The organism is Streptomyces sp. NPDC006309 (assembly GCF_040613095.1).
GTDB lineage: Bacteria > Actinomycetota > Actinomycetes > Streptomycetales > Streptomycetaceae > Streptomyces.
The window spans coordinates 41,860-54,427 of sequence record NZ_JBEXRO010000014.1; the positions used below are offsets into that span (position 1 = coordinate 41,860).

A 12,568-nucleotide genomic window follows, 5' to 3' on the forward strand; every position below is an offset into this window, starting at 1 on the left:
GACCGGCCGGGCGACCGGTCAGCCGAAGACGGCCAGGCTCTTCGCCTTGCCCTTGTGCTCCTCGACGAGCGCGAGGAAGCGGCCCTCGCGGTCGAACACGGCCACGGGACCGGCGCCCGCGTACTCGTCCGGCATCTCCAGCCGGACGCCGTTCAGCAGCAGCTGGGACCGCCTGGCGTCGACGTCCCAGCGGCGGAACGCCGCCGTCGCGGCCTCGGCGACCGGCATCACGGTCAGCTCCTGCTGGAGCTGGTCGAGCGTCTTCGCCGTGTCGAGCTTGTACGGGCCGACACGCGTCCGGCGCAGCGCGGTGAGGTGCCCGCCCACGCCGAGGCCGGCGCCCAGGTCGCGGGCGAGGGCGCGGATGTAGGTGCCGGAGGAGCAGACCACCGACACGATCAGGTCGAGCACGGGCGTGCCGTCCTCGGCGACGGCGTCCCGGACGTCGTACACCGTGAACGAGGAGACGGTCACGGGCCGGGCGGGGATCTCGAACTCCTCGCCCTCGCGCGCCCGCTTGTAGGACCGTACGCCGTTGATCTTGATGGCGCTGACCTTGGACGGCACCTGCATGATGTCGCCGCTCAGCCGGGCGATGCCGGCGTCGATGGCGTCCCGGGTCACCTTGGAGGCGTCGGTGGCGGAGGTGATGTCGCCCTCGGCGTCGTCGGTGAGGGTGTTCTGGCCCAGGCGGATGGTGCCCAGGTACTCCTTCTCGGTGAGCGCCAGGTGCCCGAGGAGCTTGGTGGCGCGCTCGATCCCGAGGACCAGGACGCCGGTCGCCATCGGGTCGAGGGTGCCGGCGTGGCCGACGCGGCGCGTCCGCGCGATCCCGCGCATCTTGGCGACCACGTCGTGCGAAGTGAAGCCCGACGGCTTGTCGACGATGACAAGGCCGTCGGGCGTGGTGTGCTTCTGGGTCATTCCGCGGCGTCGCCGTCCGTGTCGGTCTCGTCGTCGTCGGGCTTGCGGTAGGGGTCCGGGCCGGCGGCGTACGAGGCGCCCGTGGCCGCGTCGCGTACCTGCTGGTCGGACTGCCGGGCCCGGTCGAGGAGGTCCTCGATGGTCTTGGCGGTGTCCGGCAGGGCGTCGGCGACGAAGGTGAGGGTCGGCGTGAACTTCACCTGCGCCGCGCGGCCCACCTCGGACCGCAGGACGCCCTTGGCGCTCTCCAGGCCCGCGGCGGCGGCGGCCCGCTCCTCCTCGTCACCGTAGACCGTGTAGAAGACGGTCGCCTCCCGCAGGTCACCCGTGACCCGGGTGTCCGTGATGGTGACGTGCGAGCCGAGCCGCGGGTCCTTGATCCCGCGCTGAAGCTTCTGGGCCACCACCTCCCGGATGAGGTCCGCCAGCCTTTTCGCCCGCGCGTTGTCGGCCACTGGTCCGTCTCCCGTTCTTTCTTCTGCTTCGTGTTCTGTGGTCAGTCGTCGTCGCCGTGGAGGCGCCGTCGTACGGACAGCAACTCCACCTCGGGGCGCCCGGCGACCAGCCGTTCGCACCGGTCCAGTACGTCGGTGACGTGCGCCGTGTCGCCGGCGACCACGGCGAGGCCGATGACTGCCCGCCGGTGGAGGTCCATGTGGTCCACCTCGGCCGCGCTCACGGCGTACTTCCGCTGGAGTTCGGCGACGATCGGGCGGACGACGGAGCGTTTCTCCTTCAGCGAGTGGACGTCGCCGAGGAGGAGGTCGAAGGACAGAGTCCCCACGTACATGTGTGTAACCGGTTCACCCGCCGGTACGGGATCGATGACCCCGGATCCGTATGGCCGGGGACACCAAGAACCGTACAACGAAGCGGCCCGTGGGCTCGACGGATATTACGCTCCGTGGGCCGTGGACACGGGCCGCAAACGGCGTGCCGGCCGACGGGACCGAAGTCCCGTCGGCCGGCACGCACCGTGAGCGTTACGCCCGCGGCTTCTCGCGCATCTCGTACGTCGCGATGACGTCGTCGACCTTGATGTCGTTGAAGTTGCCGAGGTTGATACCGCCCTCGAACCCTTCGCGGATCTCGGTGACGTCGTCCTTGAAGCGACGAAGACCCTCGATGTTGAGGTTCTCCGCGACCACCTTGCCGTCGCGGATGAGGCGCGCCTTGGTGTTGCGCTTGACCTCGCCGGAACGGATGAGGACACCCGCGATGTTGCCCAGCTTGGACGACCTGAAGACCTCGCGGATCTCCGCCGTACCGAGCTGGACCTCCTCGAACTCCGGCTTGAGCATGCCCTTGAGGGCCGCCTCGATCTCCTCGATCGCCTGGTAGATGACCGAGTAGTACCGGACGTCCACACCCTCGCGCTCGGCCATCTGCGCCGCGCGGCCGGCCGCGCGGACGTTGAAGCCGATCACGATGGCGTCGGAGCCCATCGCCAGGTCGATGTCGGACTCCGTGACCGCACCGACGCCGCGGTGCAGGACCCGGATGTCGACCTCTTCGCCGACGTCCAGCTGGAGCAGGGAGGACTCGAGGGCCTCGACGGAACCGGACGCGTCACCCTTGATGATCAGGTTCAGCTGCTGGATCTCGCCGGCCTTGAGCACCTTGTCCAGGTCCTCCAGGGACACGCGGCGCGTGCGCTTCGCGAAGGCCGCGTTGCGCTCACGGGCAGCGCGCTTCTCCGCGATCTGGCGGGCCGTACGGTCCTCCTCGACCACGAGGAAGTTGTCACCGGCACCCGGGACGTTGGTCAGGCCCAGGACCTGGACCGGCGTCGACGGACCGGCCTCGGCGACGTTGTTGCCGTTGTCGTCGAGCATGGCGCGCACCCGGCCGTAGGCGTCGCCCACGACCATCGTGTCGCCGACCCGCAGCGTGCCTCGCTGGACGAGGACCGTCGCCACGGCACCACGGCCGCGGTCGAGACGGGACTCGATCGAGATGCCCTGCGCGTCCTGGCTCGGGTTGGCCCGAAGGTCGAGCGAGGCGTCGGCCGTGAGGACCACGGCCTCCAGCAGCGAGTCGATGTTCAGACCCTGCTTGGCGGAGATGTCGACGAACATCGTGTCGCCGCCGTACTCCTCGGCCACCAGACCGAACTCGGTCAGCTGACCGCGCACCTTGGTCGGGTCGGCGCCCTCGACGTCGATCTTGTTGACCGCGACGACGATCGGCACGTCGGCCGCCTTGGCGTGGTTGAGCGCCTCGACCGTCTGCGGCATGACGCCGTCGTTGGCCGCGACGACCAGGATCGCGATGTCGGTCGACTTCGCACCACGGGCACGCATGGCGGTGAACGCCTCGTGACCCGGGGTGTCGATGAAGGTGATCTTGCGCTCTTCGTCGTTGACCTCGGTCGAGACCTGGTAGGCACCGATGTGCTGGGTGATGCCGCCGGCCTCGCCCGCGATGACGTTCGTCTTGCGGATGGCGTCGAGCAGCCGGGTCTTACCGTGGTCGACGTGACCCATGACGGTCACGACCGGCGGACGGACGACCAGGTCGTCCTCGTCGCCCTCGTCCTCACCGAACTCGATGTCGAAGGACTCGAGCAGCTCGCGGTCCTCCTCCTCGGGGCTGACGATCTGAACCGTGTAGTTCATCTCGCCGGCGAGGAGTTCCAGGGTCTCGTCGGAGACGGACTGCGTGGCCGTGACCATCTCGCCGAGGTTCATCATGACCGCGACGAGCGACGCCGGGTTGGCGTTGATCTTCTCCGCGAAGTCCGTGAGCGACGCGCCGCGGGAGAGGCGGATGGCCTCGCCGTTGCCGCGCGGCAGCATCACGCCGCCGACGCTCGGGGCCTGCATGGCCTCGTACTCCTGGCGCCTCTGCCGCTTCGACTTGCGGCCACGACGCGCGGGACCGCCGGGACGGCCGAAGGCGCCCTGCGTGCCACCGCGGCCACCGGGACCACCGGGACGGCCACCGAAGCCGGGACGGCCACCGCCGCCACCGCCGGGACCACCCGGACGACCGGCGAAGCCACCGCCACCGCCACCACCGGGACCACCGGGACGACCGGCGAAACCGCCGCCGCCGCCACCGGGACGACCGGCGAAGCCGCCGCCGCCACCCGGGCGACCGCCGCCGCCACCGGGACGACCGCCGGCACCGGGACCGCGGCCGCCGGGGCCACCGCCGCCCGGACGCGGGCCGGCAGCGGGACGCTGCGGCATCATGCCGGGGTTGGGACGCGGACCGGCCGGGCCGGGACGCGGGCCGCCCTGCGGGCGGGGCATGCCGGCCGGCGACGGACGGGAACCGCCGGGAGACTGCGGACGCGGACCGCCGCCCTGGGCGCCGGGCGCCTGCGGACGGGGGCCGGCGCCGGGGGCACCGGGGCCACCGGGACGCGGACCGCCCTGCGGGCGCGGAGCCTGCGGGCGGGCCATGCCGGTGGAACCACCGGAGGTGAAGGGATTGTTACCCGGACGCGGACCGGCCGGACGGCCACCCGGACGCGGCGCGGAACCGCCGGGACGCGAGCCGCCCTGGGCGGCCGCGGGGCGCTGGCCCTGCTGGCCCTGACCGGGACCGCCGGGGCGGCCACCGGGCCTGGGGGCACCGGGACGAGCGCCCGGACGCTGGCCCTGGTTCTGGGGCTGACTCTGCGGCTGGCTCTGTGCTGCCGGAGCCTGCGGGGCCGGGGCCGGGGCCTGCGGGGCCGGGGCAGCCGGCGGAGCGGTGAACTCCGGGGCGGCCGGGGCCGGGCGCGGCGCGGGCTTGGGACCCGGCACGGGACGCGGGCCGGGGGCCGGCGCGGATGCCGAAGAGGCCGCCGGGGCGGCCGGCTGCTGGGCAGCGGGCGCCGTCGACGGCTTGGGGGCCGGCGGCCTCGGGCCAGCCGGACGTGCCGCCTGCGCCGGAGAGGGCGCGGCGGGCCTGGGGGCAGCCTTGCGCGGGGCGGGCTTCCCGGCGGACTTGCCGGAGCCACCGCCCTGGAAGGCGTCGGTCAGCTTGCGTACAACCGGCGCTTCGATGGTCGAAGACGCCGAACGGACGAATTCACCGAGTTCCTGGAGCTTGGCCATGACGGCCTTGCTCTCTACACCGAACTCCTTGGCGAGTTCGTATACCCGGACCTTAGCCACTTCGCTCCTTTGAGGTCCGGGTTGAAGCCGGACCGTCGCTAGTTCATGGGCGTACTCATCGCGTACTCATCGAGTGCTCATCGCAATCTCGACCTGCTTTCGACTCGCGAGGTACCAGGCCGCACGGTGTTCCGTACGGCATGTCTTACGGCGTTGCCTGCTTGGCAACTGTCGTCTGCTCGACGTATCGGCGCAACGCCTTTGTGTCGAGCGCTCCCGGGGCGCGCAGTGCCCGCGGGAACACCCGGCGGCGTACCGCCTGGTCGAGACAGACCAGGACGGGATGCACGTAGGCACCCCGGCCGGGCAGCGTACCGCGAGGATCGGGGACGCATGCGTCCCCGCTCTTCACGATCCGCAGGAGATCGTTCTTGGCCGCCCGCTCCCGACACCCCACACAGGTGCGTTCAGGGCATACTCGGTCGTGCGTCCGGCCAGACACAGCTAAGTCTACCTCCCCGTACCGACCTCACCCCTTCGGGGCAGCGATCGAACGGCTCTTGTCGTGATTCAAGCGACCTACGGCCTGGATCTATTCCCCGGAGCCACGGTCTCCCGCGGGTCCTACTCCCCGGCCTGCTCGATGTCGGGCCGGATGTCGATCCGCCAGCCGGTGAGGCGGGCGGCGAGGCGGGCGTTCTGGCCCTCCTTGCCGATCGCCAGCGACAGCTGGTAGTCCGGCACGGTCACCCGGGCGGAGCGGGCGCCCATGTCCACGACCTCCACCTTGTTCACCCGCGCGGGTGACAGGGCGTTCGCGACCATCTCCGCCGGGTCGTCCGACCAGTCGACGATGTCGATCTTCTCACCGTTCAGCTCGCCCATCACGTTGCGCACCCGGCCGCCCATGGGGCCGATGCAGGCGCCCTTGGCGTTCAGGCCCGAACGGGTGGACCGTACGGCGATCTTCGTGCGGTGACCGGCCTCACGGGCGATCGCGGCGATCTCCACCGAACCGTCGGCGATCTCCGGCACCTCCAGGGCGAAGAGCTTCTTCACCAGGTTGGGGTGCGTACGCGAAAGGGTCACGGAGGGACCGCGGACGCCCTTGGCGACCCGGACGACGTAGCTGCGCAGCCGCATGCCGTGCGGGTAGGTCTCGCCGGGCACCTGCTCCTGCACCGGCAGGATGGCCTCCAGCTTGCCGATGTCCACCAGCACGTTCTTCGGGTCGCGGCCCTGCTGGACGACACCGGTGACGATGTCGCCCTCCCGGCCGGCGTACTCGCCGAGCGTCGCGTCGTCCTCGGCGTCGCGCAGCCGCTGGAGGATCACCTGCTTGGCGGTGGACGCGGCGATCCGGCCGAAGCCGGACGGGGTGTCGTCGAACTCGCGGGACTCCTGGCCCTCTTCGAGGTCGTCGGGGTCCTCCTTCGCCCACACGGTCACGTGTCCGGTCTCCCGGTCGAGCTCCACGCGCGCGTGCCGGCGGCTTCCCTCGGTGCGGTGATACGCGATGAGGAGGGCCGACTCGATCGCCCCGACCAGCAGGTCGAAGGAGATCTCCTTCTCCCGCACCAAGCCCCGCAGGGCGCTCATGTCGATGTCCACGGCTACGCCTCCTCCTCTTCCTTCATGTCCTTCTCGGTGTTCTTGCTGTCCTTGCGGTTGAACTCGACCTGCACCCGGGCCCGGGCCACCTCCGGGAAGGCGAGCCTGCGGGCGGTGGCCTTGCGGCCCTTCACCCCGGGCACCTCGACGTCGACGCCCTCGTCGTCCACCCGCAGGATCCGCGCGACCAGTTCGTCACCCTCGGCCAGCTGGAACCGCACCAGCCGGTCGGTGGCGCGCACGAAGTGCCGGTGCTCGGTGAGGAGGCGCTCCGCGCCGGGGGTCCCGACCTCCAGGTCGTACGCGTCCTCGCCCATCGCGTTCGTCTCGTCGAGCTTCGCCGAGAGCGCACGGCTCACATCGGCGATCGCGTCCAGGTCCGCTCCGGTGTCGGAGTCCACGACCACACGCAGCACCCGCTTGCGCCCTACGGAGTCCACGGCGATCTCTTCGAGATCCAGCCCCTGGGAGGTGACGAGCGGTTCGAGCAGCTCTCGCAGCCTCTCGCTCTGGGTGGTGCTCATCCGGGTGACTCCTCGGCCGCGTGTGCTGTTGTGGGATGGGTCGCGTGTCTGGTCAAAGGGTATCGGGTCGCGGAAGGTGTTGCCGTCCACCCGAGGCCTCGCGGTGCCGGTGAGTGGCGCGGGACGGGTGCGCGGGTACGGTGATCACGGGCGGGCCGCCCGCCAGCCGTTTCTCCCTCCGCACGAGTTCTCCGAGGACGTCCGCCGTGCCGTACCCCCCACCGCCGCGCACCCCTTCGGGGCCGCGCAGAAGATCCCTGCTCGTCTCGGCCGGCGCCGCCGCCCTGCTGGCGGGCTGCTCGGCCGGACCGGACACGGGCGACGGTCCGTCGGCCGTCGCCGCGGCGCGCGCGCGTGCGGCCCGGGACAGCCGGGGGCTGCTGGAGCGCTACGACGCCGTGCTCGCCGCCCGTCCGGGGCTCGCGGACCGGCTGCGCCCGCTGCGGGCGCAGGTCGCGGCCCACGCGGCGGCCTTCGGGGACGGTACGGCGGCCACCGGCGCGATCGCCGGCACGGCCACGGCCACGGCGTCGTCCTCCCCCGCTCCCGTGCCCGGCACCGACAAGGAGGCCCTCGCCGCCCTCGCCGCCGCCGAGCGGGCCCTCGCCGACCGGCGGGGCAGGGAACTGCTGGACGTACCCGGCGAGCTGGCGCGGCTGCTGGCGTCGGTCGCGGCGGCCGGGGCCGCGCACGCGTACCTGCTGACGGAGGGGGCCAGGTGAGCGACGTCACCGAGCAGGCCGAGCTGACGGCGCTCCAGGCGGCGCTGGCGGCGGAACACGCGGCGGTGTACGGCTACGGCGTCGTCGGCGGCCGGGTCGGCGAGCAGCGCCGGTCCGAGGCGCGGGCGGCGTACGACGCCCACCGGGCGCGCCGGGACACGCTGGTGCGCGCGGTGCGGGACCTGGGCGGCGCGCCGGTCGCCGCGAGCGCCGCGTACGCGCTGCCGTTCCCGGTCCGGGACGGAGGGTCGGCGGTACGGCTGGCGGCCCGGCTGGAGGAGCGGGTGGCCGCGGTCTACTCGGACCTGGTGCGGGCGGCGAGCGGCGCGCGGCGGGCCGACGCCGCCGGGGCGCTGCGGGAGGCCGCGGTGCGGGCGGTCCGCTGGAGCGGGGAGAGCGTAGCCTTCCCTGGGCTCGCCGAGCGGTCCGCCGGGCAGGCGGGTGCGGCCGGTACGACCCCGTCGGCACCGGCGTCCCGGTAGGCGCTCGGCAAGGGGCCGGACAGGACGGGACCGGACAGGAAGGGAACGACTCGCGCATGGCTTTCGAACCGCCGCAGCGCCTGGTGCGGGCGCTCGGTGAGACGGCACCGGCCGGTGACGACTGGCTGGCGCGGCTGCCCGCGGTGGCCGAGCGGGCCGTGGCCCGGCGCGAGTTGACCGTCGAGCGGGTCCAGGTGCCGGGCGGGCGCAGCAGCCTGGTCGTGCTGGTACGGCGGGCGGACGGCACACCGGCCGTGCTGAAGCTGGCCCCGCCGCGGGCCCGCCCGGGCAGCGAGCGGGTGGCGCTGGCGCACTGGGCCGGGCTGGGCGCCGTACAGCTGCTGGACGCGGAGCCGGACGAGGGGGTGCTGCTGCTGGAGCGGCTGCACCCGGATGTGTCGGTGCGGTCGCTGCCGGAGGCGAAGGCGCTGCTGGAGGCGGCGGGGACGCTGCGCAGGCTGTGGGTGGAGCCGCCGGCCGGGCATGTCTTCGAGACCGTGGCGGAGCGCACCGGCCGGCAGGCGGCGGCGATGCGGGCGGGCGCCGGGGCCGACGCGGAGGCGGCGGCGCTGGTCGACGCGGCGCTGGCGGCCCGCGAGGAGCTGCTGGCCGCGCCGCCCGGGCAGCTGCTGCTGCACGGCACGTTCCGGCAGAGCAAGGTGCTCGCCGGGGAGCGGACGCCGTGGCTCGCGGTGGGCCCGGACCCGGTGGTCGGTGAGAGCGCCTTCGATCTGGCCCGGCTGGTGCGGGACCGGGTGGAGGACCTGATCGCGGCGCCGTCCGGACCGGCCGTCACCCGGCGCCGTATCAAGCGGCTCGCGGAGTCGCTGGAGGTGGACCAGGAGCGGCTGCGCGGCTGGACGCTGTTCCGGGCGGTGGAGTCGGGGATCCGGGCCCGGCGGGTCGGCCGCGAGAAGGACGCGGAACTGCTGCTGGAGTTCGCGGGCTGGCTGTGAAGCCTGCCCCCGGAGGGGTCGGCCCGCTACCGTTCGCCGCGCCCGCCGTCCGGCCACGGCCACGGCCACGGCAGGATCCGGAGGGCGCCGGGCTTCTCCGCCGGGGCGGGCAGGCGGCCCCGCGCGGGCCCCGGTGCGTGCCGCCGCGAGGCGGAGGGAGAGCCGGCGCGGGGGGCGGGCCCAGGTCGTGTCGTCGAACTCCCGCCGTTCGCCCGGAGGGCGGGCTCCGCGGCGTCAGGTGCGTGCTCTCGGCGTGCCGGGTCCCGACTCTCGTACCGGACGTACTCGGGTCGGCGTCGTGGAGCAGGCGGGAGTCCGACGACACCGTCTAGAGCCGGCCGGTGTCCGGGCTCAGGTGGCGCCGGTAGTGGACGCCGGGGCGGCCGGCGACGGTGATGTTCCCCGTCACGGTGAAGCCGTTGCGCTCCAGGACGGTCCGGGAGGCCGTGTGGTCGGCGGTGGTGCGCGCGGTGAGGGCGGACAGCCCGTACGCCGCGCGGGCCAGGCCGCAGATCTCGCCGACCATCGCGGTGGCCAGTCCGCGGCCCGCGGCGTGCTCGCCGATCCGGTAGCCGAGTTCGGCGCTCCCCGCGGCGACGTCCATCAGGTTGACGCGGCCGACGATCTCGCCCCGGTCGTCGAGGACGACGTGGAAGTGGCAGACGCCGGCCGCCTGTTCGGCGAGGAGTGCGCGGTGGCGGGCGGCGAACCCGGTGAAGTACGCCTCGCCGCGGTCGGACACTGTCCGGGCGAAGTACGCCCGGTTGGCGCGTTCGAAGGCCAGCAGGGCGGCCTCGTGGCCGGGCCGCAGTCGCTCGAGTGTCGGCATGCGGGCCAGCGTAGACAGCGGTCGGCGTCCGGTCGAAGCGGTTTTCCGGGGGCGCACCGGCGGGAGTCCGGGGGCGGCCGTCGGCCCGCGGACTCCCGTGGGTGCGCTCTACTGCGCGGTCAGGCGGGCGATCGCGTCCTCGACCGTCAGCTCCTCGCGCTCACCGGTCCTGCGGTCCTTCAGTTCCAGGACGCCCTCGCCGGAGCGGCGGCCGGCCACCAGGATCTGCGGGACGCCGATCAGCTCGGCGTCGGTGAACTTCACGCCCGGGGAGACCCCGGCCCGGTCGTCCACCAGGACGCGGACGCCCGCGGCGGCCAGCTTCCCGGCGACGTCGAGGGCCAGCTCGGTCTGGAGGGCCTTGCCGGCGGCGACGACGTGCACGTCGGCCGGGGCGACCTCCTTGGTCCACACCAGGCCGTGCTCGTCGGCGGTCTGCTCGGCGAGCGCGGCGACGGCGCGGGAGACGCCGATGCCGTAGGAGCCCATGGTGACGCGGACGGGCTTGCCGTTCTGGCCGAGGACGTCCAGCTTGAGGGCGTCGGTGTACTTGCGGCCCAGCTGGAAGATGTGTCCGATCTCGATGGCGCGGTCCAGCTTCAGGCCGGTGCCGCACTTCGGGCAGGGATCGCCGTCCTGGACGACGACGACGTCCACGTACGCGTCGACCTCGAAGTCACGGCCGGCGACGACGTTCCGGGCGTGCGTGTGCTCCTTGTTGGCGCCGGTGATCCAGGCGGTGCCGGGGGCCACGCGGGGGTCGGCGATGTACGTCACCTTCTCGCCGAGGCCCTGCGGTCCGACGTAGCCGCGCACCAGGTCGGGGCGGCCGGCGAAGTCCGCCTCGGTGACCATCTCGACGGAGGCCGGGGCGAAGTGCGCCTCGACCTTGTCCAGGTCGACCTCGCGGTCCCCGGGCACGCCGACGGCGACGATCTCGCCGTCCACCTTGACCAGCAGGTTCTTCAGCGTGGCGGAGGCCGGGACGCCGAGGGAGGCGGCGAGGGTCTCGATGGTCGGGGTGTCGGGGGTGGGAATCTCCTCGAGCGCGGGCACGGCGGAGCCGTCGACCGGCTTCAGCTCGTAGGTGATCGCCTCGGTGTTGGCGGCGAAGTCGCAGTTCGGGCAGTCCGCGAAGGTGTCCTCGCCGGCCTCGGCGGGAGCGAGGAACTCCTCGGACTTCGAGCCGCCCATCGCGCCGGCGGTGGCGGCGCAGATGCGGTAGTCGAGGCCGAGGCGCTCGAAGACGCGCTGGTAGGCCTGGCGGTGCAGGGCGTAGGACTTGGCGAGGCCCTCGTCCTCGGTGTCGAAGGAGTACGAGTCCTTCATGAGGAACTCACGGCCGCGCAGGATGCCGGCGCGGGGGCGGGCCTCGTCGCGGAACTTGGTCTGGATCTGGTAGAGGATCACCGGCAGGTCCTTGTAGGACGTGCACTGGTCCTTGACGAGGAGGGTGAAGATCTCCTCGTGGGTGGGGCCGAGGAGGTAGTCGCCGCCCTTGCGGTCCTTGAGCCGGAACAGCTCCTGGCCGTACTCCTCCCAGCGGCCGGTCGCCTCGTAGGGCTCGCGGGGCAGCAGGGCGGGCAGCGAGACCTCCTGGGCGCCGATGGCGTCCATCTCCTCGCGCACGATCCGCTCCACGTTGGCGAGGACCTTCTTGCCGAGGGGCAGCCAGCTCCAGATGCCGGCGGCCGTGCGGCGGACGTAGCCGGCGCGGACGAGGAGCTTGTGGCTGAGGACCTCGGCGTCCGCCGGGTCGTCGCGCAGCGTCTTCACCATCAACTGGGACATGCGCTGGACCGGTGCGTTGGCCATGGTTCTCGTACTCCTGCCGGATGGGGGTCCCCCACTCGGGCGGGGCCGGGAGTGGGGAAGGGTGCTGGCACAGGAGGTTAGCCGGGCCGCCTGTGCCGGTGGAAATCGGTTAACGCCGGCGCAGGGGCAGGGGGGCGCCCATGACGGCGTACGGTCTCGTCGCGCTCGGGAAGTGGACCTGGCGGGCCAGGTCGGTGTAGCCGAGGGAGTGGTAGAGGCCGCGGGCGGGGCTGTCGGTGTCGATCGCGGAGAGGATCGAGCGGGGTTGCGCGGCGCTGTCAGTGATCGTGGTGATCAGCTGGCGGCCGATGCCGTGGTTCTGGTGGTCGGGGTGGACGTGGAGCTCGGTGATGACGAAGGAGTCGTCCAGCCAGGCCTGGTTGCCGTTGGCGCGCAGGTAGGGCTCCACGACGGTGGACCACCAGTGGATGCGGCTGTTGGGCATGCCGTACACGAATCCGACGAGCAGACCGCCGGCTCTCGCGCCGTAGGCCCGGGCGCCCTCGTACTGCATGTGGCGCAGGACGATCTGGCGGCGTACGGCGACCTCGTCGGGGCCCAGCCCGAAGGCGAGGGCCTGGACCGCCAGGGCCTCGTCGACGTGGGCTGTGAGGTCCAGGGTGCCGATCACGGGGTCCATGCGGGGAGCGTACAGG

13 protein-coding genes are annotated in these 12,568 nt (G+C 72.9%); 3 read left to right on the top strand and 10 right to left on the bottom strand.

Features of this window, described 5'->3' with window-relative positions:
- Positions 1 to 18: 18 nt before the first annotated feature.
- The 7 genes from truB to rimP form a co-directional block, all read right to left on the bottom strand.
- Positions 19 to 924, bottom strand: coding sequence for a tRNA pseudouridine(55) synthase TruB (gene truB / locus ABZ117_RS19485; protein ID WP_356822330.1), 906 nt, complete (start codon positions 922 to 924; stop codon positions 19 to 21).
- Positions 921 to 1,379 (bottom strand): 30S ribosome-binding factor RbfA, encoded by a 459-nt coding sequence (gene rbfA / locus ABZ117_RS19490; RefSeq protein WP_356822332.1) that lies wholly within the window; start codon positions 1,377 to 1,379, stop codon positions 921 to 923. The genes truB and rbfA overlap by 4 nt, the downstream gene beginning before the upstream one ends.
- Positions 1,380 to 1,420: 41 nt before the next feature.
- Positions 1,421 to 1,714, bottom strand: coding sequence for a DUF503 domain-containing protein (locus tag ABZ117_RS19495; RefSeq protein WP_356822334.1), 294 nt, complete (start codon positions 1,712 to 1,714; stop codon positions 1,421 to 1,423).
- Positions 1,715 to 1,907: 193 nt separating this feature from the next.
- The gene (gene infB / locus ABZ117_RS19500; RefSeq protein WP_356822335.1) at positions 1,908 to 5,033 is read right to left on the bottom strand and encodes a translation initiation factor IF-2; all 3,126 of its coding nucleotides are present in this window, start codon (positions 5,031 to 5,033) and stop codon (positions 1,908 to 1,910) included.
- A 145-nt stretch (positions 5,034 to 5,178) separates the two neighbouring features.
- On the bottom strand, positions 5,179 to 5,475 hold the full coding sequence (locus ABZ117_RS19505) for a YlxR family protein (protein WP_356822337.1): 297 nt from the start codon (positions 5,473 to 5,475) through the stop codon (positions 5,179 to 5,181).
- A gap of 122 nt (positions 5,476 to 5,597) precedes the next feature.
- A complete protein-coding gene (gene nusA / locus ABZ117_RS19510; RefSeq protein WP_356822339.1) occupies positions 5,598 to 6,584 on the bottom strand; it encodes a transcription termination factor NusA in 987 nt (328 codons plus the stop codon).
- 2 nt (positions 6,585 to 6,586) lie between these two features.
- The gene (gene rimP / locus ABZ117_RS19515; protein ID WP_356822341.1) at positions 6,587 to 7,108 is read right to left on the bottom strand and encodes a ribosome maturation factor RimP; all 522 of its coding nucleotides are present in this window, start codon (positions 7,106 to 7,108) and stop codon (positions 6,587 to 6,589) included.
- A gap of 206 nt (positions 7,109 to 7,314) precedes the next feature.
- Here rimP and ABZ117_RS19520 point away from each other — a divergent pair, with 206 nt between their 5' ends.
- From ABZ117_RS19520 to ABZ117_RS19530, 3 genes are read left to right on the top strand one after another with little or no spacing between them, the layout of a single operon-like run.
- Positions 7,315 to 7,830 (top strand): hypothetical protein, encoded by a 516-nt coding sequence (locus ABZ117_RS19520; protein WP_356822343.1) that lies wholly within the window; start codon positions 7,315 to 7,317, stop codon positions 7,828 to 7,830.
- Positions 7,827 to 8,312, top strand: a complete 486-nt coding sequence (locus ABZ117_RS19525; protein ID WP_356822345.1) for a DUF4439 domain-containing protein — start codon at positions 7,827 to 7,829, stop codon at positions 8,310 to 8,312. The genes ABZ117_RS19520 and ABZ117_RS19525 overlap by 4 nt, the downstream gene beginning before the upstream one ends.
- Before the next feature lie 56 nt (positions 8,313 to 8,368).
- Positions 8,369 to 9,268 carry an aminoglycoside phosphotransferase family protein gene (locus ABZ117_RS19530; protein WP_356822347.1) on the top strand — a complete coding sequence of 300 codons (900 nt, stop codon included), beginning with the start codon at positions 8,369 to 8,371 and terminating at the stop codon, positions 9,266 to 9,268.
- Positions 9,269 to 9,596: 328 nt separating this feature from the next.
- On the opposite strand, the gene ABZ117_RS19535 is transcribed toward ABZ117_RS19530, so the two are convergent.
- From ABZ117_RS19535 to ABZ117_RS19545, 3 genes are all read right to left on the bottom strand, one after another.
- Positions 9,597 to 10,097: a GNAT family N-acetyltransferase gene (locus ABZ117_RS19535; protein ID WP_356822349.1), complete on the bottom strand. Its 501-nt coding sequence runs from the start codon at positions 10,095 to 10,097 to the stop codon at positions 9,597 to 9,599.
- A 108-nt stretch (positions 10,098 to 10,205) separates the two neighbouring features.
- Positions 10,206 to 11,912 carry a proline--tRNA ligase gene (locus ABZ117_RS19540; RefSeq protein WP_356822351.1) on the bottom strand — a complete coding sequence of 569 codons (1,707 nt, stop codon included), beginning with the start codon at positions 11,910 to 11,912 and terminating at the stop codon, positions 10,206 to 10,208.
- 109 nt (positions 11,913 to 12,021) lie between these two features.
- Entirely contained in the window at positions 12,022 to 12,552 is a 531-nt protein-coding gene (locus ABZ117_RS19545; RefSeq protein WP_356822353.1) for a GNAT family N-acetyltransferase, read from the bottom strand.
- Positions 12,553 to 12,568: the final 16 nt, after the last annotated feature.